General features: G+C 70.2%; 18 protein-coding genes. 3 read left to right on the top strand and 15 right to left on the bottom strand.

Features of this window, described 5'->3' with window-relative positions:
• Positions 1-43: 43 nt before the first annotated feature.
• The gene (locus ACZ7LU_RS29595; protein ID WP_471918482.1) at positions 44-3,139 is read right to left on the bottom strand and encodes an endo-alpha-N-acetylgalactosaminidase family protein; all 3,096 of its coding nucleotides are present in this window, start codon (positions 3,137-3,139) and stop codon (positions 44-46) included.
• Positions 3,140-3,339: 200 nt separating this feature from the next.
• On the bottom strand, positions 3,340-4,137 hold the full coding sequence (locus tag ACZ7LU_RS29590) for a S1 family peptidase (protein ID WP_471918481.1): 798 nt from the start codon (positions 4,135-4,137) through the stop codon (positions 3,340-3,342).
• Positions 4,138-4,375: 238 nt separating this feature from the next.
• On the opposite strand from ACZ7LU_RS29590, the gene ACZ7LU_RS29585 reads away from it, so the two are divergent.
• On the top strand, positions 4,376-5,269 hold the full coding sequence (locus ACZ7LU_RS29585; protein WP_398307335.1) for a hypothetical protein: 894 nt from the start codon (positions 4,376-4,378) through the stop codon (positions 5,267-5,269).
• A 27-nt stretch (positions 5,270-5,296) separates the two neighbouring features.
• On the opposite strand, the gene ACZ7LU_RS29580 is transcribed toward ACZ7LU_RS29585, so the two are convergent.
• From ACZ7LU_RS29580 to ACZ7LU_RS29570, 3 genes are all read right to left on the bottom strand, one after another.
• On the bottom strand, positions 5,297-6,193 hold the full coding sequence (locus tag ACZ7LU_RS29580; RefSeq protein WP_471918480.1) for a pentapeptide repeat-containing protein: 897 nt from the start codon (positions 6,191-6,193) through the stop codon (positions 5,297-5,299).
• 444 nt (positions 6,194-6,637) lie between these two features.
• Positions 6,638-8,260, bottom strand: a complete 1,623-nt coding sequence (locus ACZ7LU_RS29575) for a DEAD/DEAH box helicase (protein WP_468083679.1) — start codon at positions 8,258-8,260, stop codon at positions 6,638-6,640.
• 142 nt (positions 8,261-8,402) lie between these two features.
• Entirely contained in the window at positions 8,403-8,606 is a 204-nt protein-coding gene (locus ACZ7LU_RS29570) for a cold-shock protein (RefSeq protein ID WP_030362889.1), read from the bottom strand.
• Positions 8,607-8,950: 344 nt separating this feature from the next.
• Here ACZ7LU_RS29570 and ACZ7LU_RS29565 point away from each other — a divergent pair, with 344 nt between their 5' ends.
• Positions 8,951-9,883: a tyrosine-protein phosphatase gene (locus ACZ7LU_RS29565; RefSeq protein ID WP_471918479.1), complete on the top strand. Its 933-nt coding sequence runs from the start codon at positions 8,951-8,953 to the stop codon at positions 9,881-9,883.
• 16 nt (positions 9,884-9,899) lie between these two features.
• Here the strand turns inward: ACZ7LU_RS29565 and ACZ7LU_RS29560 are convergent, their stop codons facing one another.
• Positions 9,900-10,631, bottom strand: a complete 732-nt coding sequence (locus ACZ7LU_RS29560) for a VWA domain-containing protein (protein WP_471918478.1) — start codon at positions 10,629-10,631, stop codon at positions 9,900-9,902.
• An 81-nt stretch (positions 10,632-10,712) separates the two neighbouring features.
• Here ACZ7LU_RS29560 and ACZ7LU_RS29555 point away from each other — a divergent pair, with 81 nt between their 5' ends.
• The gene (locus ACZ7LU_RS29555; RefSeq protein WP_468560757.1) at positions 10,713-11,444 is read left to right on the top strand and encodes a glucose 1-dehydrogenase; all 732 of its coding nucleotides are present in this window, start codon (positions 10,713-10,715) and stop codon (positions 11,442-11,444) included.
• Positions 11,445-11,492: 48 nt separating this feature from the next.
• Here ACZ7LU_RS29555 and ACZ7LU_RS29550 read toward each other — a convergent pair whose 3' ends face one another.
• The 9 genes from ACZ7LU_RS29550 to gltB form a co-directional block, all read right to left on the bottom strand.
• Positions 11,493-11,846 carry a hypothetical protein gene (locus ACZ7LU_RS29550; protein WP_398307323.1) on the bottom strand — a complete coding sequence of 118 codons (354 nt, stop codon included), beginning with the start codon at positions 11,844-11,846 and terminating at the stop codon, positions 11,493-11,495.
• 177 nt (positions 11,847-12,023) lie between these two features.
• Complete coding sequence (locus ACZ7LU_RS29545) at positions 12,024-13,133, bottom strand: hypothetical protein (protein WP_471918477.1); 1,110 nt, start codon at positions 13,131-13,133, stop codon at positions 12,024-12,026.
• A 22-nt stretch (positions 13,134-13,155) separates the two neighbouring features.
• Positions 13,156-13,383 carry a hypothetical protein gene (locus ACZ7LU_RS29540; protein WP_468083671.1) on the bottom strand — a complete coding sequence of 76 codons (228 nt, stop codon included), beginning with the start codon at positions 13,381-13,383 and terminating at the stop codon, positions 13,156-13,158.
• Positions 13,384-13,446: 63 nt separating this feature from the next.
• Positions 13,447-15,018 carry an MFS transporter gene (locus tag ACZ7LU_RS29535; RefSeq protein WP_471918476.1) on the bottom strand — a complete coding sequence of 524 codons (1,572 nt, stop codon included), beginning with the start codon at positions 15,016-15,018 and terminating at the stop codon, positions 13,447-13,449.
• Positions 15,019-15,262: 244 nt separating this feature from the next.
• Complete coding sequence (locus tag ACZ7LU_RS29530) at positions 15,263-16,096, bottom strand: carbohydrate ABC transporter permease (RefSeq protein ID WP_398307315.1); 834 nt, start codon at positions 16,094-16,096, stop codon at positions 15,263-15,265.
• Positions 16,093-17,085 carry a carbohydrate ABC transporter permease gene (locus tag ACZ7LU_RS29525; protein WP_468717470.1) on the bottom strand — a complete coding sequence of 331 codons (993 nt, stop codon included), beginning with the start codon at positions 17,083-17,085 and terminating at the stop codon, positions 16,093-16,095. The genes ACZ7LU_RS29530 and ACZ7LU_RS29525 overlap by 4 nt, the downstream gene beginning before the upstream one ends.
• A 62-nt stretch (positions 17,086-17,147) precedes the next feature.
• Entirely contained in the window at positions 17,148-18,449 is a 1,302-nt protein-coding gene (locus ACZ7LU_RS29520) for a sugar ABC transporter substrate-binding protein (protein ID WP_471918475.1), read from the bottom strand.
• Positions 18,450-18,727: 278 nt separating this feature from the next.
• Positions 18,728-20,188 carry a glutamate synthase subunit beta gene (locus tag ACZ7LU_RS29515; protein WP_468083666.1) on the bottom strand — a complete coding sequence of 487 codons (1,461 nt, stop codon included), beginning with the start codon at positions 20,186-20,188 and terminating at the stop codon, positions 18,728-18,730.
• Entirely contained in the window at positions 20,181-24,752 is a 4,572-nt protein-coding gene (gene gltB / locus ACZ7LU_RS29510) for a glutamate synthase large subunit (protein ID WP_471918474.1), read from the bottom strand. The genes ACZ7LU_RS29515 and gltB overlap by 8 nt, the downstream gene beginning before the upstream one ends.
• Positions 24,753-25,061 lie beyond the last annotated feature (309 nt).

Raw genomic sequence — 25,061 nt, 5'->3', positions numbered from 1 at the left:
TTCCAGGAGTTCCAGGAGTTCCCATGAGATCCCAGGAGGTCCCTCACACCTCGCTGACTTCGAAGGCGTCGAGGACGAACTCCGCCTTTCCGTCGTCGCCGGTCTTGCGCAGGCCGACCCAGGCCTCGCCCTCGGCGGGGGCGGTGAACTCGTAGGTGAGGGTGGTGGGTTCGGTGGCGACCGGGAGGTTCTTGCGGTCGAGTTCGCGGGGTGCGGGTTCGTCGACCGCGGTGATCCAGGCGTACTGGTCCGCCTTCTCGTTCTCGTAGCGGAAGGAGACGCGGTACCGCTTGCCGGGGGTGAAGCGGACGGTGTGCGGGACCGTGCGGTGGACGAGGCCCTTGTTCTCGCCGCGGGACTTGAGAGAGTTCGTGCCGTCGATGACGTCGTCGATCGCCTTGCCGTTCCAGCCGCGCTGGGTGTACGGGGCGTGGCGCTGGGCGATGTGGGTGCGCGGGTCGGTGACGCCGCCTGCGTCGCCCTTCACGAAGGGGCCCCAGCCCTGGGGGACGTGCTCGAAGTCCTCGTGGACGAGGGTGGCGCGGGGGCGCCTGGCGGGGCGGCGGGCCGCGACGACGCGTACGTTGTCGAAGCGCACGCGCGCGTCCCCCGGCCCGGCGCGCAGGGTCAGTTCGGCCGTGCCGCCGCCGTCGGGGACGGTGAAGTACGTGAACATGCGCTGGAAGCGGGTGCCGTGCTTGCGGTCGGCGGCCACGTGATTGCCCGCGGTGGACGTCTCGGTGAAGTTGGCGGCGGTGATGCCGTCGGCGGTGCGCACCTCCAGGGAGGCCCTGCGCCGCTCCCCCGGTTTCTCGCCGACCTCCACCTGTACGGACGCGACATACGTGCCGGCCTTCAGGCGGGCGAGGCGCTGCCCGACGGACGCGGCGCCGCCCGCGCCGATGACCAGCTCGTGGTCGCCGAGTGCGCTGAGCTTCACTGCGGCGGGACCGCTGACCTGCCAGCCCTTGAGGGAGCCGGAGTGGAAGCCCGGGTCGTGCAGCGGGGTGCCCTGGCCCCACTTCGGGTCCGGCAGGGACGCGGCGCGCTCGCGGTAGAGGACGTAGGGCTGCTTCGGCTCCGCCTTGAGGATGACTTTTCCGCCCACTACGGAGACGTACGACTCGAAGACCCTGCCCTGGTCGGTGAGCCGGTGGAGCGCCACCCGGGAGCGGCGTGCCCACGCGCGCGGCAGCCGCCAACTGCTGGTGCCGCCCGCCGGGTTGTAGTGGTACAGCTTGGCGGGATCGTGTGCCTTGCGGGGCTCCCACGGGAGGAGGTAACGGCCGTCTTCGTAGACGACGTTTCCGTCGGTGGTGATGCGCCGCGTGCCTGAGGCGTCGGACACCGTCGTCGGCGTCCGTCCGAAGAACGTGATCTCGTGCTCGCCCCAGCTCTTGATGGGGTGCGCCTGGAGGTACTTGGCGGGCAGGGAGTGGGTCCAGATGAGGTCGTAGAAGGCGTGCCAGTCGGTCTTGCCGACCCAGCCCTCGAAGTTGCCCATCCGGGCGATGCCGAGGAGGGTGGGCCACTTGTCGGCGAAGACGTCCTTCTGGTGGTTGCGGACGAAGCGGATGAGGCGGGAGTTGATGCCGCGCGAGGTGTCGCCGCCGTAGTCGGGCTCGGTGGCCCAGTGCGACCAGACCGCCGACCGCTCGAAGCCGTGGCCCCACTCCGTGGTGACCGTCCAGCCCTGTTCCCGCAGGGCGCGCTGGAGCCTGTCGGAGGTCCAGCCGGACTCGCGGAACACGTCGATGTAGAGGGCGTTCAGGCCGTCGTCGGTCTGGGCGCGCAGGTCCGCGAAGCGTTGGACGATGTCTCCGGAGACCAGGTCGCGGCGCTGGTCGATGCGGTAGCTCTGGTCGAGCCAGTCCCACTGTTCGTTGCTCTTGTCGACGAGCTTCTCGGAGAAGGCGTTCGCGACGGGGTAGGACTCGGTGGCGTTGACATGCACGCCGAAGTCGCTGTTCCACTTCTTGCCCTCGCGGACCAGGGTGTTGAGGTCGTCGAGGCCGCCCGCGCGCGTGTTGTAGTTGTCCGCGTAGTCGGGGTGGGCGGAGTCGTGGCCCTCGGACTGGTAGCCCTTGAGGAGGGTGTACTGGCGCAGGCCGTCGGTCGCCAGGTGGATCCGCTTGACGTTGTCGAGCGTGGCGAGGAAGGGGTTGGTGGCCTGTGAGGCGAAGTTGAAGGGGATGTGCGGGACGACCCGCAGATGCTGCTCGTCGGCGCCGAGCGGGGTCACCATGATGTCGCGGAAGGCGATCGCCGCGTCCTGCCAGTCGACCTTGCCGTCGCCGTTGCGGTCGCCGGTGATGACGACGGTGGCGTACGGGAGGGGTTCGGTGGCGTCGACGGGTGAGGTCGCGGCGCGGTGGGTCCACTGTCCGGGCGACAACCGGGCCTCTACGTAGTCGCCCGTTCGCACCGTCTCGCGCCACAGGCGGCCGTTCTCCCAGGTGGTGCCCGACTCCGAGGTGGGCTTGTCGTAGACGGTGTTCGTCTCGACGGCGCCGCCGAGCCCGTCGTGTGCGACGACGGCGTACGCGCAGCCGGTGGGCCGCTCGGCCGGGGTGTCGGCGGCCGGCCGGACGAGGGTGTCGCCGCTCTTGGCCTTGTCCAGCTGCACCTTCGCGGCGAGGAGAGCGGCGCCGGGCTGGTCGCTGCGTACGGAGAGAAGGGCGAGCCCGGGGACGCGCAGGGTGCCGACCCGCAGCGCGGCGGTGTCCGCGATCTTCGTGACGCGCCAGTGGACCTGCCGGCCCTCGACGGAGATCTCGACGTCGATCCGGGTGCCGCCGTCGAAGGCGAGGACGTACGCGACGCGCCTCCTGCCCGCCGTGGCGGTGACCTTCGGCGTGTGCTCGGTCTCGTCGATCAGGACGGTGGTGACGGCGTCCGCGCGGCCGTGCAGCACGGCGCCGCTCGCGCGGTCGGTGTACGAGACGACGCGCGGGAAGGCGGTGGCGACGCGCACGTCCAGGTCGGCCGAGCGCAGGACCACCTCGCCGGCGCGGGGCCCGGCCGGGGCGCTCGTGGCGAAGGCGCTGCCGCCCGCCCCCACCGCGACCCCCAACCCGGCGATCGCGCCCGTCGCGACCACTGCTCTGCGGCTCGGCCCGGATGTCTCTGACGGCAGCATGGGGCACCCCTCCATGGGACGGACGGCGGACGGAATTCGTGCCGCTCACCATGCGCCCCGCGGTGCGAACGCGCCCATGGACAAAGGAGGGACAGGTGTTGGACTAACCGCCGGACGGCGCCGCCGGTGCCACCGCATGCCGCAGCGGGGCGCCCGCGACCGCGGGCCCCCCGCCGGAACGTCACGGCATCAGCTCCGGATCAGAGCTCCGACGCCGCCTTCTCTATGTCGCCCGCGAAGGTCGACACCTCGGTGTAGACACCGGGGTACTTCGGCTGCGCGCAGCCGTTGCCCCAGCTGACGATGCCGACCTGGACAAACTCGCCGGCCTCGTCCTTGCGGAACATGGGGCCGCCGGAGTCACCCTGGCAGGTGTCCGTGCCGCCCACGTTCAGCTTGCCTGCGCAGAGCTCCTCGCCGGGCGTGAGGTCGGCGCCGTACGCAGCCTCGCAGTCGGCGTCGCTGACGAACGGGACCTTCGCCTTGAGGAGGTGGCGCTGCTGGTCGCCGCCTTCCTTGTCGGCGCCCCAGCCGGCGATGTCGAACTCGCCCTCGTTGTACTTGGTGTCCTTGGCGATCTTCAGCGTGGGCTGGTCGATCGGCTTCTGGAGCTTGATGAGCGCCCAGTCCTTGCCCTTGCCGTTGTAGCCGGGGGCCTGGAGGACCTTGGCGGACTTCACCTCGATCGCGTCGGGGCTCTCCAGGTCCACGACGCCCGCGGTGGCGGTGATGCCGGTGTTGTCACCGGAGCCGTCCACGCAGTGGGCGGCGGTCAGCACGATGTCCTTGGCGTACAGCGCACCGCCGCAGCCCATCGAGAGACGGACCATGAACGGGAACTCGCCCTGCTCGGCGGGGGTGCCGCCGACAACGCGCTCTCCCGGCTTCGGGCCCGGGTGGGGAGCCGCCTGAGCGGCCACGGGCTGAAGGCTGACGGTGGCCAGAGCGATGGCGCCGAGGGTGGCGGCTCTCTTCACTCCACGCAGCTTGGTCTTCAACTGACTTCCCTTCGTGGGGGGTTCGTGGGGGGATTCACGCATGGCTGGCATGAGCCCGCCAAAGCGTTGCCCCGGATTATGGAGATCGGTGTCCGCTCAGGACAAGGGGCGGTTTCCGGCCACGGCGTGACGCGTCGGCGCGCGTCCGGCCCTCTTCCGGAGCACCCCGGGGGGTGCCGGCGCCCGTACAGTGGAAGGGAGTTGTGCGGCCCGGTGGGTGACGTCAGGAGGTGCGGACGTGACGGTCGGCGGCGGTCCAGTCGTGCACGGCTACCCCCACTTGGAGACCGTGCGCGCCGCCATCACCGCTCTCTACAGACGCCTCTCGTACGACACCGTGCACACCTTCGAGACCAGCGTCACCCCCGCCGACGTGGCCTTCGGCGACGAGGACGACCTGTACCTCGGCGTGCAGCGGGTGGCGCGCGAGATGGTGCGGCACCTGCGCCTCCCCGACGCGCGGATGATCGTCAGCTTCCGCGAGATGGAGCACGCCGCGTACGTCGAACTCGCCGCGGGCCCCGAGTACTTCATCGAGCTGAACGACCGCTTCCGCACCCACCGCAGGGACATCGGCGCGGCCCTCGCCCACGAGGTCATGCACGTGTACCTGCACCGGCTCGACCTGTCGTTCCCCGGCACGCGCGACAACGAGATCCTGACCGACACCGCCACCGCCTACCTGGGCGCGGGCTGGCTGCTGCTCGACGCCTACCGCGAGGACGGTGCCTCGTCGCAGAAGCTCGGCTACCTCACACCGGAGGAGTTCGGCTACGTCTTGGCCAAGCGGGCGCTGGCGTTCGGCGAGGCCCCGGAGACGTGGTTCACCAGCGCGCAGGCGTACACGGCGTACACGAAGGGGCTCGCCCAGGCCCGCCGTGACGAGCAGCAGCCGCCGCTGACGGCCGCGGGGTGGGCGGGGCGGCGGCGGTACGCGAAGGACCGGCGGTACGCGCGGGAGCACCGCGGCGCGGTCGAGGCGGGTGGGTCCTACGCGTTCTCCCTGGACGCCGGGACGCTGCGCGTGACGTTCCCCTGCCCGACCTGCCACCAGCGCATCCGGGTGCCGGTGCGGGGGCGCGTACGGGTGCGGTGCACGCTGTGCCGGACGGTGGCGGAGTGCGATACGTAGCGGACCCGGGCCGGGGCCGCCGTCCCGTCAGCCCTGCGACCAGTGCCCGGGGCGGTTGAGGGAGTCGGACAGCTTCGTGCGGTCGTCGCCCTTGGCCGCGTTGACCTGCGACTGGGTGAGGAAGAGCGCGCCGGTCAGGTCGGCGCCGCGCAGATCCGTGTCGCGGAGGTCCGCGCCGATCAGGTCGGCGGCCCGCAGGTCCGCGTCGCTCAGGTCGGCGCCGATGAGATACGACCCGCGCAGATCGGCGCCCTTGAGGTCGGCGCCCCGGAGCCGCGCGCCGATGAGGTCGGCGCCACGGCGGTCCTTCTTCGCGCCGCCCTTGCCCCGCTTGCCGCCCTTGCCCTTGCTCCTCTCCTGGCCGAGGTGCTCGGCGCGGACGAGTTCGCTGGTGCGCAGGAGGAGGAGGTTGACGTTCTGGCGGTGGCCGGCCACGTCCGTCCCGGCGACGGCGTCAGGGGTGCCCGTGGCCAGCCGCTCCGTCTCGGCGAGCGCGCGCTCCAGGTCGTCGGCGATCGGCCGGGTCTGCGGGAAGGACAGCGCCTCCGTCAGGTACCAGAGCAGTTCGTGGAGCTGCCGCATCACCGGGAAGACCTCGAACATCTGACGCGCGGTGGCCGGATCCCGACGCCAGTCGCGGCCCTCGAAGGTGCCCTGCGAGACGCGCTGCCCCGCCCCGAGGCAGTCGTACACCGTGCAGCCCCGGTAGCCCTTGTCCCGGAGGTCGCGGTGGATGCCGCAACGGAAGTCCGCCTGGAGGTTGGTGCACGGCTTGCCCGCGTCCTTGTTCACGGGAAAGTCCGAGGACGCGGAGAAGGTGAGCGCCACACAGCACAACCCGAAACAACTGCCGCAGTCGGCACGCAGCGCGGCACGGTCGTCTTCGAGCAGGGGCAGGGCGACACGGTCGCGCTCCGATGCCATCGGGCGGGCTCCTTTGGGCCGGGTGGTGCTGGTGGTGCTGGTGGTGCGGGGAGTTGATGGTGCTGGTGATGCGGGTGGTGCGAGGGGGGGCGGGTGGTGGCCCGAGCAGGTGCCGGGCCACTGATGCGGCAGTCCGTGAACGCGCAGTCCATGAACGCGCAGTCCGCGGACGCGGCGGTCCATTCTGCCGCGCCCCACCGCCGCACGCCGGAGCCGCCCCCGCGTCACGCCGTGGAGCAGCGGCCCAGTCCGCCGCGCCCCACCGCGCCACACGCGCCGGGGCGATGCCTCCGGGCGGCTGCGGCGGGCGCGGCCGCCCGGAGGTGCCGCTCGCTACTCCAGCGGAACCGCCCCGCATCACGCATCACGCGGCAGGCATCACGCGGCAGGCATCACGCGGCGGCGGTCCGCCGCCGCGCCCCGCGCCAGGCCCACGCCTCGGCGTCACGCCGCCGAGCGGCGGCCCCCCTGTTCCCCGCCGCTGGGGCGGCTGCGGCGGGTGCGGGCGCCGGTGGGGCCGCCTGCGGCTCCGCCGGATCCGCCCCTGCCCTGGCCGCCCTGGCCCTGACCCTGGCGGGGGGCACGCCGCTGACCCTGGCCGCCACCCTGCGCCTGCGCACCCGCGCCCGCGCCACCACGCGGACGACGGCGTCGCTGCGCGGGCGTCTTGGCCTGCGGCTGCTGCGGCTGCGGCGTCTCGATGACGACCGGCACGCCCGACGGCTCCCGCGCGCCGGTGATCCGCGCCAGCTCCTCGTCGGAGGAGGAGACGCGCGCCGTGTTCGGCCGGATCTCCGCGTCGGTCATGAGGCGCGTCATGTCGCGCTTCTCCTCGGGGAGCACGAGGGTGACGACGCTGCCCGACTCCCCCGCGCGTGCGGTGCGCCCGCCGCGGTGGAGGTAGTCCTTGTGGTCGGCCGGCGGGTCGATGTTGACGACCAGGTCGAGGTCGTCGACGTGGATGCCGCGCGCCGCGACGTTCGTCGCGATCAACGCGGTGACCTGCCCGTTCTTGAACTGGTCGAGCGTCCGGTTGCGCTGCGGCTGCGAGCGTCCGCCGTGCAGTCCGGAGGCGCGCACGCCGTTGGCGAGCAGCCGCTTGGTGAAGCGGTCCACGGCCCTCTTGGTGTCCAGGAACATGATCACGCGGCCCTCACGGGCGGCGATCCGCATGGCCACGGCCTTCTTGTCCGTCTCGTCGGCGACGTACAGCACGTGGTGCTCCATCGTCGTCACCGCGCCCGCCGACGGGTCGACGGAGTGCACGACGGGGTCGGTCAGGAACATCCGTACGAGCCGGTCGATGTTCTTGTCGAGCGTCGCCGAGAAGAGCATCGTCTGGCCGCGCTGGTCGACCTGCTTGAGCAGCGCCGTGACCTGCGGCATGAAGCCCATGTCGGCCATCTGGTCGGCCTCGTCGAGGACCGTCGTGCGCACCTGCGACAGATCGCAGTCGCCGCGCTCGATCAGGTCCTTGAGGCGGCCGGGGGTGGCCACCAGGACCTCGGCGCCGCGGCGCAGCGTCCCGGACTGCCGGCTGATCGACATGCCGCCGACGACCGTGGCCATGCGGAGGTTCACCGACGTCGCGTACGGCGTGAGGGCATCCGTCACCTGCTGGGCCAGCTCGCGCGTGGGGACGAGGACCATGGCGAGCGGGGACTTCGACTCGGCGCGCTGTCCTGCCGTGCGGGCCAGCAGGGCGAGGCCGAAGGCGAGGGTCTTGCCGGAGCCCGTGCGGCCGCGGCCGAGGATGTCGCGCCCGGCGAGGGAGTTGGGGAGAGTGGCCGCCTGGATCGGGAAGGGGTCCGTGACGCCCTGGGCGGCCAGCGTCTTCAGGAGGGCCTCGGGCATGTCCAGGTCGCCGAAGGTCTCGACGGCCGGCAGCGCGGGCGTGATGCTCTCGGGCAGCGCGAACTCGCCGCCCTGGACGGGCCTCGGCTTACGGCTTCCGGAATTCCTCCCGGAATTCGCGGAGCCCTTTGCCTGGCCGTTCGGCCTGCCCTTTCCTGCTGCGTTGGCGGGACGCTTGCGCGCGGGGCGTGCCGGGCGTTCGGGGCGGTTCATGCAGTAGTGCCTTCCTGGTCGCTGGACTTCCGGACCTCTGAGCCGGTGCGGCTCTGGGCCCGGTCGGGCCCGATGACAGCGCAAGCCGAGGCCCGCACCTTCCGGTGCGGGCCTCGGCTGTGAGGTTCGCGCGCTGCGACGATCAGGCAGGAACGATGTTCTCGGCCTGCAGGCCCTTCTGGCCCTGCGTCACCTCGAAGGAGACCTTCTGGCCCTCGAGGAGCTCGCGGAAGCCGGAGGACGCGATGTTCGAGTAGTGGGCGAAGACGTCGGGGCCGCCGCCGTCCTGCTCGATGAAGCCGAAGCCCTTTTCCGAATTGAACCACTTAACGGTGCCGGTTGCCATGTCAATCTCCTCAACAGGGGCAGTGAATGGGGAACCACGGTATTGCGATTCTCCAGCGCTGCAATGAACCCCATCCGGAGAGAACCGGAAAAAACAATAATGCGCCCTCGGAGCATTCCCGTCAGGCGCACATAAAGTTCATGGGTACCAAAACTGCAACACATAACTTTAACACGCCCCCGGGACCGGTTGTTCCCGGCCCCGTGAGACGTACGTCGCGTCCGGGCGGCGTACGCCCCCGCATGCCCCTTCCCCCTTCGGGAGGCCCTCGCTACCTTCTACCAAACAATCGCTTGGTTGAGCCGAAGAGCGACCGGCACCCCTGCCGGTGGGAAGGCGGACCGATGCGCATCTCCCGTACCCGTACCGCGACCGGACTGGCGATCTCCGCGCTCGCCCTGGGCACGCTGCCCGCCTGGGCGGCCCCCGCCGAACCCGTCGCGCCCAGGGCGCTCGCGGCCCCCGCCGCACCCCGGTACGCCTCCGACACCGTCCGTCACATCCCGCTCCAGGGCGCGGTCAACGTACGTGACGTGGGCGGCCACCGGACCTACGACGGCGAGCGGGTCCGCCACGGCCGGGTCTTCCGTGCCGACGCCCTCAGCGACCTCACCGACGCCGACCTCGTGAAGGTCGCCGAGCTCGGCCTGAAGACGGTCATCGACTTCCGGGTGCCCGCCGAGGTGCAGTACGACGGCCCCGACCGGCTGCCCGCCGGGCTCTCCCCCACCTCCAGGCCGATCACCGACAACGGCCTGTTCACCCAGCTCATCACCGCGATCGGCTCCCGGGACCCGGTCCGGCAGGAGGAGATGCTGGGCAACGGAAAGGCGGCCGCGTTCATGCGCGGCGTCTACCGCACGTTCGTCAGCGACTCCGCCAACCGCGCCCAGTTCGCGGCCACCCTGCGCGACATCGCCGGCAGCCGCTCGCCGCTGCTCTACCACTGCACGGCGGGCAAGGACCGCACCGGCTGGACGACCTACCTCCTGCTGCGCCTGGTCGGCGTGCCCGGGCAGACCGCCGTCGGTGACTACCTGGCCTCCAACACCTACCGGGCCGCGCACGACGCGAGGCTCCGCGAGCAGCTCAAGCAGGGCGGCCTGATGCAGAACCCGGACCTGATCATCCCCCTCCAGGAGGTCCGCACCGAGTACCTCGACACGGCACTCGACGAGGCGGCACAGCGGTACGGCGGCCTGCAGGGCTATCTGACCAAGGGGCTCGGGCTCGACGCGGGCACGATCCTGAAGCTGCGCGAGCGTCTGGTCGACTAGGGGCCGTACCGGCGGATCACGCGACGATCCCGTGCGCCCGCGCCGCCGCGAGCCACGCGGGGAATTCCCCCACGAGCCGGTCATAGAGCACGTCGTCCGGCACGGCCAGCGGGTCCTCCCCCGCGTGGAAGAAGCCCGCGTTGTCGACCGGACGCCGGGCGGGCACGGCGAGCTCGTCGAGCTTTCTGAGGTAGTCGAACTGCTTGCTCGCCGGGTCGCCGAAGCCGATGAACTGCCAGAACAGCGGCAGCTTCGCCGCCTTGCACAGATAGCGCTCGGCGGCGAGCTTGTTGATGGGGCCGCCGTCGGTCTGGAAGACGACGAGGGCGGGCGCCGTGGCACCGGCGGCGCAGCTGTCGACGTAGTGGTCGATGACGGCATCCATCGCCAGGTGGTAGCTGGTCTTGCCCATGTGCCCGAGCCCGGCGACGATCTCGTCGACCCGCCCGCGGTGGTTGTCCAGCGCGATGTCCGTCACCGCGTCGACGTCGGTCGAGAAGAAGACGGTGGGCACGACTCCGTCGTCGTCCAGGTGCGCGGAGAGGCCGAGGACGCGGTCGGCGAGCGCCTGCACGCTGCCGTCCTTGTAGTAGGGCCGCATGGAACCGGAGTAGTCCACGACCAGGTAGACGGCGGCCCGCGCCCCGTCCAGGCCGTATTTGCGCAGGGAGACCCCGGCGCTCTTGTACAGGCTGACCAGCGCCGGCGCCGAGTCCTCCACCTTGCGCAGACTGATCGCGGATCCCATGTCCCGCCCCGCCCTTCCACCTTGCGCATATGACTGCTAGACACATGCCGATTCGCCACGTACGGACGTACGGAGGATGGCATGAACCACGGCCTGGACGGCAAGGTCGTCATCGTCACCGGGGCGGGCCGCGGTCAGGGCGCGGCGGAGGCACGGCTCTTCGCGGCGGCCGGGGCGCGGGTCGTGGTCACGGACGTGCGGGAGGAGGAGGGCCGCGAGGTGGCCCGTTCGCTGGGCGACCAGGGGCTGTTCGTACGCCACGACGTCACCGGGGCGGAGAGCTGGGCGGCGGCCGTGGCCGGCGGGCTCGGCGCCTTCGGGCGGCTCGACGTCCTGGTGAACAACGCCGCGCTGTGGCGGACGGCGTCCGTGGAGGACGAGACGTACGAGAACTTCGAGGCCCTGGTCCGGGTGAATCTCCTGGGGCCCTTCCTGGGCATCCAGGCGGTGCTGCCCGCGCTGAAGGAGGCGGGCGGCGGCTCGGTGGTGAACGTGTCGTCGACGGCGGGCCTGGTCGGCATCCCGGGCCACGCGGCGTACGGCTCGACGAAGTTCGGCCTGCGGGGGCTGACCCGGTCGGCGGCGCTGGATCTGGCGAAGTACCGGGTGCGGGTGAACTCCGTGCACCCCGGGGCGGTCGACACCCCGATGATCTCCGCGGCCTCCGCCGGGCGGGACTGGTCGCATCTGCCGCTGGGCAGGATGGGCCGCCCGGAGGAGGTCGGCGAACTGGTGCTGTTCCTGGCGTCGGACGCGTCGTCGTACGTCACGGGAGCGGAGTTCACCGTGGACGGCGGTTCGACGACGGGATGAGCGCCTTCCCGGTCCTGTGGGTCCTGTGGGTCCTGTGGGTCCTGTGGGTCAGACGCGGTCGTAGAAGTAGACCGAGCGGAGCTTGAGGCGGTCCTTGGCGGGCTTGCCGTGCGGCCTCAGGGTCCAGTGGTCGCCGCCGCAGTCGGCGTCCTCGAACACGATCGCCGTGGCGTCGGTGTCGTTGTAGGGGGCGAACGCGGGCTTGGACATGTCCTCGTCCGCGACCTCGGGGAGGGTGATGCAGGCGGGGCTCGCCGGGTGGTGGAGGGTGGCGTACCGGACCGAGCCGTCCTCGACGAACTTGTAGTGGAAGGCGCCGCCGGTGGCGCTCGCGGAGGTCGGCAGGGTGACGGTGAGGGCGAGCGCGCCGAGGACGGCGGCGACGGTGTGGCGAGGGCGCATGTGACCTTTTTCCGTACGGGCGCCGGGCGGGGGCCCGGCGGCTGGGAGGGGTGGCCGGACCCGTACGGGAGTTGACGGGTCCGGCTGCGCCTTCCCCGGTCCGCGGCCCGTTTATGCGGGGTGTCACCCGCGCGGGGCCGCCACACCGGTCCCGCGTCCGCCGTGTGGGCGTACCCCTCAGGCCTGGCGTCCGGTCTGCTCCTGGAACGCCGGCAGCGCGAAGATCCGCGTCTTCGCCTCGTCGTCCATCAGCTCGACGAGCGGCATGACCAGTTCCCACAGGTCCTGCTTGTCGACCTCCCTGGCGAGCGCGTCGAGGTCGGGTTCGGGCAGGGCTCCCGCGGCGTCGGCGACGGTCTTGCGGGACGCGGCGGGGAGCGCGTCCACGAGCGGCAGGAACTCGGCCCACAGGCCGGTGGCGACGACCGCGCGCACCACCGCGGCGAGCACGTCCGCGCCGCGCAGGGACGGCAGTTCGGCCACCCTGCGGCGCTCCGCCTCGCTCAGCAGCGCGACCAGGGGCAGCAGGGACTCCCACAGGTCCTGCTCCGCCACCGTCGCGACGAGCGGGTCGAGCCGGTCCTGCGGCTGTCCGGCGGCGAGTGAGGCGATGCGGCCCCGCTGTTCGCCGGTCACCATGCCGGCGACGGCCAGCGCCTCGGGCCACAGGCCCTCGGCGGACGCCGAGCCGATGACCGACGCGAGCCGGTCCGCGCCCATCAGGTCGATGATGTGGCCGAGCCGTTCGGGCACGTCGATCGCGAAGCCCGTCCTGAGGACGGCGGCGTCGTCGACCTGCGGCAGGATGCGGCGCAGCGCGGAGTCCGACAGGTGGCCGACGAAGCGGCCCATGGTGAGGTGGTCGCCGCGCTCGGCGAGTGCGACGGCGATGCGTACGACGAGGTCTTCGTCGAGCCGGTCGACGATGCCCTTGATCCGGCGCGGGTCGAGGTGCGCGCAGGACAGGGCGGTGAAGGAGACCGGCAGTTTCTCGATGATGTCGGCGGCCCGCGCGGGTTCGAGCCGTCCGGCGACGGCGGCGGCCAGGCGCGGGCCGAGTGCCTTCTGGGAGATGGCGGCGGCGACTCCGGTGGGCACCAGTCTGGTCGCGGCGGCGATCCGGTCGAGCATGTCGGGTGACCGGTCGAAGAGGGCCGTGACGGTCTGGGTGCGGAAGCGGCGTACGTCCTCGACGGGCAGGTCCTGAAGGAAGGCGAGCGTGTCGGGTTCGACGTCGAGCAGGTGGGCGATCTTGCGGGTCTCTGCTCTGCCGCGCAGCTTGTCCATGCTGACTCCTCGCTCCTGTCGGCTAGCGGAAGAGAATCCGGCGGACGGGGCCGCGGGCCAGGGCGGGCACGAGTTTCAGTGCCTCCTCGGCGGCCTCGGTCAGTCCCGCGGCCCGGCTCTCGCGCTGCCGCTCCAGCGCGTCGGCGAGATCCGCCAGCTGTTCCGGCGTCAGACGGTCGAAGGACTGAGGTGGTTCGTCGCGCAGCTCGGTGGCGAGCCGTTCGCGCTGCTGCCGTGCTTCGGTGCCCACGTCGCCTCCCGGGGGACGGCTCTCGGCTGGATCCGGGTCCCGAGAGTGGCGCCGAATTGACTTTTAGTCAATACAGACGGAGTCGCGGGCCTCTTCGCGGTCCGGATCCGGTGCCGGGTCCTTCTTCTTGCCGACGGCGGGCAGGGCGATCAGCAGCACGGCCGCTCCGAGGAGTGCGATGCCCGCGATCCAACCCGCGCCGACGTGCATGGCATGGATGAACGCGTCGTCGGCGGCCCGGGCCAGAGCGGGCCGGTCGACAGCGGTGGCGACGTGGCGGGCCTGCTCGGCGGAGACCCGCGCCTGATCCCGCACCGGGCCGGGCGCACCCGCCAGCGAGGGTTCGATCGCATTGCGGTACACGATCGACATGATCGTGCCGCCCACCGCGATGCCGATCACGCTGCCGGTCTGGCGCACGGTGTTGGTGACGGCCGATCCCGCGCCGGCCTGTTCCAACGGCAGGTTGCTGAGCAGCGCGGCGGTGACCGGGCCGATCACCATGCCGATCGAGAGGCCCTGTATCAACAGCAGGATCTCGATCCATACGAGCGGGGTGTGCAGTCCGAGGACCCCGTACCCGCCCATGGTCAGCGCGGCCACGGCCAGCGCCGGCACGGCGACCGGGCGCAGTGACAGACGGCGGACCAGGCGCGAGGCGAGGGGCGCCGCCACGAGGGCGCCGACTGCGGTCGGGACATTGGCCAGACCCGCCTTCATCGGCGAAAAGCCGAGCGCGCCCTGGAGATAGAAGGCGTTGTAGAACGTAATGGCGGCCACACCGAAGAGCAGCAGTCCGAGGGCCACATTGCCGCCACCGAATGTGCGGTGCGCGAGCAGTCGCGGGTCGAAGCTGGGCACCTTGACGCGCAATTCGACGAGTACGAAAACGGCCAGCAGAACGACACCGACGACAATCGGGCCCCAGACGTCGGTACGACTCCACGCCGCCACCTGACCCGCCCGGATCAGCCCGTAGGCCAATGCCACGAGTCCGCTGATCGACAGCAGCATTCCGGCGGGGTCAAGTGGCCGCGGAGTGGGGCTGCGGAAATTCGGCACCAGCACGGCGAGCCCGACCAATGCCAATGCCGCGACCGGGACATTGATCAGAAAGACGGAGCCCCACCAGAAATGGTCGAGCAGGAATCCCGCGAGGACCGGTCCTGCGGCCATTCCGACACCGGCCGACGTGGAGAAGATACCGATCGCGGCAGCCCGCGCCGGGCCGGTGAAGGTCCACATGAGGATGGCCATCATGGCGGGCGTGATCAGTGCGCTGCCCGTTCCCATCACGGCCCTGGCCGCGATCAGCTGGCCCACACCGCTTGCGTACGCCGCCCACAGCGAGGACCCGGCGAAGATCACAAGTCCGCCGAGGAACACGGTCCGGTGACCGAAGCGGTCGCCCAACGCGCCCGCGGTGAACATCAAGGTGGCGAAGGCCAGGGTGTACGCACCGGTCGCCCATTGCAGCTCACCGGGATCCGCCCCGAGCCCGCGGTCCGGGTCCGCAAGGGTTTCCAGCGTGGTGCTGAGGACAGTATTTTCCAGCCAGATAAGCAGGGAACACACCATGAGAGCGGCAAGAATCAACCGTTGCCTGGATTTCGGCAACGCGGGAGGCGGGGTCATGCACACCTTCGGATATCGATTGACGGGATCTCGAACGACTGGACCATAAGCAAACTCCACGACGCCGTCAAGCTTGGAGTTTCCCGCCAAAAGCGTTGCGTCCGAAGGGTCTTTATGCCCTCTGCATAATCTCTGCGGAATTTGCGGCCTGATTGATTTTGTGCCCTACGGCGAAAAAGAAGAAGGTGTACGGGGGGGTCCCCGTACACCTTCCGCGCCGTGGTCCGGCGGCAGCCGTCAGTCGTCAGCCCTTGACGGCACCCGCCGCCAGGCCCGAGCCCAGCTTCCTGTGCACGATCACGAAGAAGATCATCACCGGCACGGTGACCAGCGTGGAGCTGGCCATGACCGGGCCCCATGCCGTGGAGTTCTCCCCGAAGAACTGGTAGATGCCCACGGCCGCCGTGTACTTGTCGCTGCCCTTCATGAACGTGTACGCGAAGACGAACTCGTTCCACGCCGTGATGAAGGCGAAGATCGAGGTGGCGACGAGACCCGGCGCGACCAGCGGGAGCAGCACCGACCAGAACATCCGCGGCCAGGACGCCCCGTCGATGTAGGCGGCCTCCTCGACCTCCTTGGGGACGGTGGCGACGAAGCCGCGCAGCGTCCAGATGGCGAAGGGCAGCGAGAGGGCGATGTAGACGATGCTCAGGCCGAGCAGGGAGTTGAGCATCTCGTAGTCCCGCATCTGGATGAAGAGCGGGATGACGAGGGCCTCCAGCGGCACCATCTGCACGATCAGGATCATGATCAGCACGGAGGTGCGGAAGCGGAACTTGAACCGTGCCACCGCGATGGCCGCGAAGAGCGAGAGCAGCCCGGCCGCGACGATCGTGGCGAGGCCGACGAGCGCCGAGTTCAGCAGGTACGTACCGAAGTTGCCCTTGTCGAAGACGAACTCGAAGTGTTCGAGGCTGATGCCGCTCGGCAGGACGTCCGAGCCGCGCAGGGTGGCCTTCGGGTCGAGCGCCGTGGAGATCATCCAGTAGACGGGGAAGAGCGTGAAGAGGAGGAGCCCGACGACCGCGGCCGGCAGGCCGATGCGTGCGGCGAGCGTGGTGCGGCGGTTGGTCACAGTTCCTCGTCCCCCTGCCGGAACAGTGTGCGGATGTAGACGACGGTGATGACGAGGAGCAGCACGGTGAGCAGGACCGCGGCCGCGGCGCCCGTGCCGTAGTCGTTCTTGGCGAAGGCCTGGATGTAGGAGAAGACGCCGAGGTTGTAGACGTCCTCGTTGGAGCCGTCGCCGCCGGGTTGCAGATAGACCTGGGTGAAGACCTTGAAGTCCCAGATGGTGGAGAGGATGGTCACCACGAGGAAGACGGGCTTGATGGTCGGCACGGTGATGTTCCAGAACCGCTGCCAGGCGTTGGCGCCGTCCAGCTCTCCCGCTTCGTAGAGCTCCTTGGGGATCGTCATGAGTCCCGCGAGGACGGTGATGGCGACGAACGGGAAGCCGTGGTGGATGACGTTGAGCGTGGCGATCGCGTAGAACGGGCCGCGCTCGGTGAACCAGTTGGTGGTCTCGGGGTCGATGAGGCCGACCGAGCCCGCGATCTGGCTGACCATGCCGTCCTGCGGCTGGAAGAGCCAGATCCAGACGTACGTGCCCGTCACCGCGGGCATCGCCCAGGCCGCGAGGATCGCGATGGAGCAGATCATCCGCCAGGTGGCGCCGAGCCGGTTGAGCAGCAGCGCCACGAGGGTGCCGAGCGCGACGGTGAGGCCGACGCAGGCGAAGGCGAAGAAGACGGTGTTGGGCAGGACCGTCTTCCACAGGAGGCTGCTGGAGAGCAGGTCGGTGTAGTGGTCGAAGCCGGTGAACGTCCCTGTGCCGCCGCCGAACTTGACCTCGTAGTCCTGCAGGGAGAGCTTGCCGACCTGGATCAGCGGCCAGAGCAGCAGGCCCGCGAGGACCACGAGGGAGGGTGCGAGGAGGAGCCAGGGACGGGTGAGGGTGATCAGTTTCTTGCGACGGAGAGCCGCCTCGGCCGCGCCGTCCGGCTGCCGGGGGGCGCGGCGGACCGGGGTCTCCGGTCCGCCGCTGACGAGCGTGTCTTTCACGGTAAGTCCTTCACAGTGCCGAACTCGCCCTTGCCTAGGCGCACTTGCCTACCCGTCCTTGCCTACTCGTCCTTGGCGAAGATGGCGTCCATGTCCTTGGCGGCCTTGTCCGCGGCTTCCTTGACGGACGCCTTGCCGGTGAGGATCGACTGGATCATGCCGGGGATGACCTTGGAGGCCTGGATCTCGCCGTACGCCTCGGTCTTGGGGACGGTCGCGCCGGCCTCCAGCATCTGCTTGGCGAACGGCTCGACCAGCGGGTCCTTCTTCGCCTCGATCTTCTTCAGCTCGGAGTTCTGGCCGGGGAAGTAGTTCGTCTGCTCGGCCCACTTGGCGGCGAACTCGCCGGTGGTCACCAGCTTCACGAACTCCCAGGCGAGGGCCTGCTTGTCGGTCTTGAACGTGGAGAGGTAGGAGCCGCCGAGGAAGGACTTGCTCATGCCGCCGTTCTGGCCGGGGATCGGGACGGCGGCGAGCTTGCCCTTGAGGTCGGGGTTCTCGTCGACGATGGCCTTCGGGGTCCAGTTGCCGCCGATGGCCATGGCGACCTCGCCCTTGTTCCAGGCGTCGCCGACCTCCTTCTCGGTCCAGGTGTTGACCTTGGCCGGGGAGACCTTGTCCTTGGTGGCGAGGCCGGTGTAGAACTCGATGCCCTTGACGGCCTCGGGCGAGTTGATGCCGGACTTCCACTTGCCGCCGGACTCGGTGGCCAGTTCACCGCCCGCGCCCCAGACGAAGGGGGCAGCGAACATCTCCGCGCCGCCCGCCACCGGGAAGGAGACGAGCTTCGGCTCCTTCTCCTTGAGCTTCCTGGCGGTCGCCCGGAGCTCCTGCCACGTGGTCGGTGCCTTCAGGCCGTGCTTCTCGAAGATGTCCTTGCGGTACACGATCGAGCGGACGCCCGCGTACCAGGGCATGCCGTACTGCTTGCCGTCGAGCGTGCCCGCGTCCTTGAGGCCCTCGACGAGGTCGTCACCGAGACCCGACTTCTTCACCTCGTCGGTGACGTCGATGAGCGCGCCCGTCTTCGCGAACTGCGGCACCCAGGTGGTGCCGACCTCGGCGACGTCGGGCACCTGGTCCTCGCCGCCCTCGATGGCGGTCGTGAACTTCTTCTGCGCGGTGGCCCACTGCTGGTACTCGACCTTGATCTTGGCGCCGGTCTTCTTCTCGAAGGCGTCCCCGGCCTCCTTGAAGAACGGCCGCGCGTCGGGGTTGGTCCCCTCCATGATCCATACGGTGAGGGTCTTGCCCTTGCCGTCGGTGGCCTTGCCGCCCTCGTCGCCGTCATCGCCGCCGCATGCCGTGGCGGTCAGTCCGAGACTCATGGCGATACAACCAGCGGCGATGACACGTCGATTCATGCCGGCCCCTCCAGATTCCGATTGGTGGGAGCGATTGTGGTCACACCGGGTGGAGGCGGTCTAGACCCATTGGGATAAGCGGCCGAACCGTGATGAGGGTTGCGGGTGACGCAACATACGCTCATAGCATTGCGCCCCATGCAACGCTCTGGCCCCAGAACCGGGCGCGGACGCAACGACGCCCGCCCAGGTCCGGTCGGGGACGAGGCGGGCGTCGCTCAGTTCCGTACGCCGTTGTACGGGACGTATGAGGGGTCGTACGGCCGAAACCGTACGGGTCAGACCGTCAGGGAGCGGTCCGTCGGGCGGATCGGGGCGGGAAGATCACTCGCACCGGTGAGGAAGCGGTCCACACCGCGGGCGGCCGAGCGGCCCTCGGCGATCGCCCACACGATGAGCGACTGGCCGCGGCCCGCGTCACCGGCGACGAAGACACCGGGGACGTTCGTCTGGAAGTCGGCGTCGCGCGCGACGTTCCCGCGCTCGTCGAGCTCCAGGGCGAACTGGTCCACGAGGCCGTTCTCGCGGTCCGTGCCGGTGAAGCCCATCGCGAGGGTGACGAGCTGGGCGGGGATCTTCCGCTCGGTGCCCGGCTTCTGCGTCAGCTTGCCGTCGACGAACTCCACCTCGACGAGGTGCAGGAACTGGACGTTGCCGTCCTCGTCGCCCTCGAAGTGCGTGGTCGAGACGGAGTAGACCCGCTCGCCGCCCTCCTCGTGCGCGGAGGTGACCTTGTACAGCATCGGGAAGGTCGGCCACGGCTGGTGCGGGGCGCGGTCCTCGCCCGGCCTCGGCATGATCTCCAGCTGGGTCACGGAGGCCGCGCCCTGGCGGTGGGCGGTGCCCACGCAGTCCGCGCCGGTGTCGCCGCCGCCGATGACGACGACGTGCTTGCCCTCGGCGGAGACGGGCGTGGTGACGTAGTCGCCCTCCTGGACCTTGTTGGCCAGGGGCAGGTACTCCATCGCCTGGTAGATCCCCTTGAGCTCGCGGCCGGGGACGGGCAGGTCGCGGGCGGTGGTGGCACCGGCGGCGATGACGACGGCGTCGTAGCGCCTGCGCAGCTTCGCCGCGTCGATGTCGCGGCCGATCTCCACGCCGGTGCGGAACTTGGTGCCCTCCGCGCGCATCTGCTCGATGCGGCGGTTGATGTGCCGCTTCTCCATCTTGAACTCGGGGATGCCGTAGCGCAGCAGTCCGCCGATGCGGTCGGCGCGCTCGTACACGGCGACCGTGTGGCCTGCCCGGGTCAGCTGCTGGGCGGCGGCCAGGCCCGCCGGGCCCGAGCCGATGACCGCGACGGTCTTGCCGGAGAGGCGCTCCGGGGCCTGGGGCGCGACGTCGCCGCGGTCCCAGGCCTGGTCGATGATCGAGACCTCGACGTTCTTGATGGTGACGGCGGGCTGGTTGATGCCGAGCACGCACGCCGACTCGCACGGGGCCGGGCACAGGCGGCCCGTGAACTCCGGGAAGTTGTTGGTGGCGTGCAGCCGCTCCTGCGCGGCCGACCAGTCCTCGCGGTAGGCGTAGTCGTTCCACTCCGGGATCAGGTTTCCGAGCGGACAGCCGTTGTGGCAGAACGGGATGCCGCAGTCCATGCAGCGCGACGCCTGCTTGGAGATGATCGGGAGGAGGGAGCCGGGAACGTAGACCTCGTTCCAGTCGCGGACGCGCTCCTCGACCGGGCGGGTCTTCGCGACCTCGCGGCCGTGGTTCAGAAAGCCCTTGGGATCAGCCATTGGTCGCCGCCTCCATCATCTTCTCGGTGATCTCGGTCTCGGAGAGACCCGCTCGCTCGGCGGCGTCCTTGGCGGCGAGCACTGCCTTGTACGTCCTGGGGATGATCCTGCTGAAGCGCTCCACGGCGGTGTCCCACTCGGCGAGCAGCTTCTCGGCGACGGTCGAGCCCGTCTCCTCCTGGTGGCGGCGCACGACGTCGTGCAGCCACTTCTTGTCGGTGTCGTCGAGGGGTTCGACGGCCGCGAGGTTCCCGGCGTTGACGTTGTCGCGGTCGAGGTCGATGACGTACGCGATGCCGCCGGACATGCCGGCCGCGAAGTTGCGGCCCGTCTCGCCGAGGACGACCGCGTGGCCGCCGGTCATGTACTCGCAGCCGTGGTCGCCCACGCCCTCGGAGACCACCGTCGCGCCGGAGTTGCGGACGCAGAAGCGCTCGCCGGTGCGGCCGCGCAGGAACAGCTCGCCGCCGGTCGCGCCGTACGCGATGGTGTTGCCCGCGATGGTCGAGTACTCGGCGAGGTGGTCGGCGCCGCGGTCCGGGCGGACGATGATCCGGCCGCCGGAGAGGCCCTTGCCGACGTAGTCGTTGGCGTCGCCCTCCAGGCGCAGCGTCACACCGCGCGGCACGAACGCGCCGAAGGACTGGCCCGCCGAGCCGGTGAAGGTGATGTCGATGGTGTCGTCGGGCAGACCCGCGCCGCCGAACTTCTTCGTCACCTCGTGGCCGAGCATGGTGCCGACCGTGCGGTTGATGTTGCGGATGGCGACCTGCGCGCGGACCGGGTGGGCGTCCGTGGCGCTGTTCGCGGCGAGCGCGTCGGCGGCGAGCTTGATCAGCTCGTTGTCGAGCGCCTTCTCCAGGCCGTGGTCCTGGACCGTGATCTGGTGCCGGACGGCGCCCGCGGGCAGCGACGGCACGTGGAACAGCGGCTCCAGGTCGAGGCCCTGCGCCTTCCAGTGGCTGACGGCCTTGTCGGTGTCGAGCAGCTCGGCGTGGCCGACGGCCTCCTCGATGGAGCGGAAGCCGAGCTCGGCGAGGAGCTCGCGGACCTCTTCGGCGATGAACTCGAAGAAGTTGACGATGTACTCGGCCTTGCCGGAGAAGCGGTCGCGCAGCTCCGGGTTCTGCGTGGCGATGCCGACCGGGCAGGTGTCCAGGTGGCAGACGCGCATCATGACGCAGCCGGAGACGACGAGCGGCGCGGTCGCGAAACCGAACTCCTCGGCGCCGAGCAGCGCGGCGATGACGACGTCGCGGCCGGTCTTCAGCTGGCCGTCGGTCTGGACGACGATGCGGTCGCGCAGACCGTTGAGCAGCAGGGTCTGCTGGGTCTCGGCGAGGCCGAGCTCCCAGGGGCCGCCCGCGTGCTTGAGGGAGGTCAGCGGGGAGGCGCCGGTGCCGCCGTCGTGGCCGGAGATGAGGACGACGTCCGCGTGGGCCTTCGACACACCGGCGGCCACGGTCCCGACGCCGACCTCGGAGACCAGCTTCACGTGGATGCGGGCCTGCGGGTTGGCGTTCTTGAGGTCGTGGATCAGCTGGGCGAGGTCCTCGATGGAGTAGATGTCGTGGTGCGGCGGCGGCGAGATGAGGCCGACGCCGGGCGTCGAGTGCCGCGTCTTGGCGACCCACGGGTACACCTTGTGGCCGGGCAGCTGGCCGCCCTCGCCGGGCTTGGCGCCCTGCGCCATCTTGATCTGGATGTCGTCGGCGTTGACGAGGTACTCGCTGGTCACGCCGAAGCGGCCGGACGCCACCTGCTTGATGGAGGAGCGGCGCGCGGGGTCGTACAGGCGCTCGGCGTCCTCGCCGCCCTCACCGGTGTTGGACTTGCCGCCCAGCTGGTTCATGGCGATGGCGAGGGTCTCGTGCGCCTCCTTGGAGATGGAGCCGTACGACATGGCGCCGGTGGAGAACCGCTTGACGATCTCGGAGGCGGGCTCGACCTCGTCGATGGAGATCGGCTGCCGGCCGCTCTTGAAGCCGAAGAGGCCGCGCAGCGTCATCAGGCGCTCGGACTGCTCGTTCACGCGGCCCGTGTACTGCTTGAAGATGTCGTAGCGGCGGTTGCGCGTCGAGTGCTGGAGGCGGAACACCGTCTCCGGGTCGAACAGGTGCGGCTCGCCCTCGCGGCGCCACTGGTACTCGCCGCCGATGTCGAGGGCGCGGTGCGCCGAGGGGATGCCGGAGGCCGGGTAGGCCTTGGCGTGCCGGGCGGCGACCTCCTGGGCGATGACGTCGAGGCCGGCGCCGCCGATCTTCGTGGTCGTCCCGCTGAAGTACCGCTCCACGAAGGCCTGGTCGAGACCGATGGCCTCGAAGACCTGGGCGCCGCGGTAGGAGGCGACGGTGGAGATGCCCATCTTGGACATGACCTTCAGGACGCCCTTGCCGAGGGCGTAGATCAGGTTGCGGATGGCCTGCTCGGGCTCGATGCCGGGCAGGAACGTTCCGGCGCGGACGAGGTCCTCGACGGACTCCATCGCGAGGTACGGGTTGACTGCCGCGGCGCCGTAGCCGATGAGGAGGGCCACGTGGTGGACCTCGCGGACGTCGCCCGCCTCGACCAGCAGGCCCACCTGGGTGCGCTGCTTGGTGCGGATGAGGTGGTGGTGGACGGCCGAGGTGAGCAGCAGCGAGGGGATCGGCGCGTGCTCGGCGTCGGAGTGCCGGTCGGAGAGCACGATCAGGCGGGCGCCGGCCTCGATGGCGGCGTCGGCCTCGGCGCAGATCTCGTCGATGCGGGCGGCGAGCGCGGTGCCGCCACCGCCGACGCGGTAGAGGCCGGAGAGCGTGGCGGCCTTCATGCCGGGCATGTCGCCGTCGGCGTTGATGTGGATGAGCTTGGCCAGCTCGTCGTTGTCGATCACCGGGAAGGGCAGGGTGACGCTGCGGCACGACGCGGCGGTCGGGTCGAGCAGGTTGCCCTGCGGGCCCAACGAGCTGTGCAGCGAGGTGACGAGCTCTTCACGGATGGCGTCCAGCGGCGGGTTGGTGACCTGCGCGAACAGCTGCGTGAAGTAGTCGAAGATGAGGCGCGGGCGCTCGGAGAGGGCCGCGATGGGCGTGTCCGTGCCCATGGAGCCGAGCGGTTCGCCGCCGGTCTTGGCCATCGGCGCGAGGATGATGCGCAGCTCTTCCTCGGTGTAGCCGAAGGTCTGCTGGCGGCGCGTGACGGAGGCGTGCGTGTGCACGATGTGCTCGCGCTCGGGCAGGTCGGACAACTCGATCTCGCCGGCCTCCAGCCACTCCTGGTACGGCTTCTCGGCGGCGAGGGCGGCCTTGATCTCGTCGTCCTCGACGATGCGGTGCTCGGCGGTGTCGACGAGGAACATCCGGCCGGGCTGGAGGCGGCCCTTGCGGACGACCTTCGCGGGGTCGATGTCGAGGACGCCGACCTCGGAGCCGAGGACGACGAGGCCGTCGTCGGTGACCCAGTAGCGGCCGGGGCGCAGGCCGTTGCGGTCGAGGACCGCGCCGACCTGGGTGCCGTCGGTGAAGGTGACGCAGGCCGGGCCGTCCCAGGGCTCCATCATCGTGGAGTGGTACTGGTAGAAGGCGCGGCGTGCCGGGTCCATGGAGGCGTGGTTCTCCCAGGCCTCCGGGATCATCATCAGCACGGAGTGCGGCAGGGAGCGGCCGCCGAGGTGCAGGAGTTCGAGGACCTCGTCGAAGGACGCGGAGTCGGAGGCGTCCGGCGTACAGACGGGGAAGATCCGGTCCAGCTTCTCCTGGCTCCCGAAGAGGTCGGAGGCGAGCTGCGACTCGCGGGCGCGCATCCAGTTGCGGTTGCCCTTGACCGTGTTGATCTCGCCGTTGTGCGCGACGAAGCGGTACGGGTGCGCGAGCGGCCAGCTCGGGAACGTGTTCGTCGAGAAGCGGGAGTGGACGAGCGCGACGGCCGTGGCGAAGCGGCGGTCGGACAGGTCCGGGAAGAAGGGCTCCAGCTGGCCGGTGGTCAGCATGCCCTTGTAGACGATGGTGCGGGACGAGAGCGAGGGGAAGTACGTCCCGGCCTCGCGCTCGGCGCGCTTGCGGAGCAGGAACGCCTTGCGGTCCAGCTCGAGACCGGTGGTCTCGCCGTCGGCGACGAAGATCTGCCGGAAGACGGGCATCGTCGAGCGGGCGGTGGCGCCGAGCAGCTCGGGGGCGACGGGGACGTCGCGCCAGCCGAGGACGGTGAGGCCCTCTTCGGAGGCGATCGTCTCGATCTGTGAGACGGCTCCGTCGGTGGTGCCGGCGGTGTCCACGGGCAGGAAGGCGATGCCGACGGCGTAGGCACCGGCCTCGGGGAGCTGGAATCCGGCCACTTCGCGGAGGAAGGCGTCCGGGACCTGGAGCAGGATGCCCGCACCGTCACCCGAGTCCGGCTCGGAGCCGGTGGCGCCGCGGTGCTCGAGATTGCGCAGTACGGTCAGCGCCTGTTCGACCAGTTCATGGCTGGCCACACCGGTGAGGGTGGCCACGAAACCGACGCCGCAGGCGTCGTGTTCGTTGCGGGGGTCGTACAGCCCCTGGGGGGCGGGGCGACCGTCCATGGGCGACCAGGCGTGGGTACGCATCGGCACTCCCGTCGTCGTCGAGGCAACTACATGTGGCAAGGGACGACGTTGGCCCTGGCAAAATTTCGTGCAGATTACATGATGGAACGCTTCTCGAAAAGCGGATAGTTCATTCCATCATGTGGACACCGCTCGCGGAGGTGTGGAGCGGTTCGGAGGGGTACCCGCTCGTTCCGGAGGGGGACCCTCGGGACCATTGCGGACAGATCCATGACCGAAGGTCCGTAGCGACACAGGCCTCATTGCCCGCAGCGCTTACGGCTCATGCCCAGTGGTCACGGTGTCGAAACCGCCGAGTAACGGCTACTT

Source organism: Streptomyces sp. NPDC039462, assembly GCF_055639375.1.
This window is presented reverse-complemented; position numbering and strand designations above follow the sequence as displayed.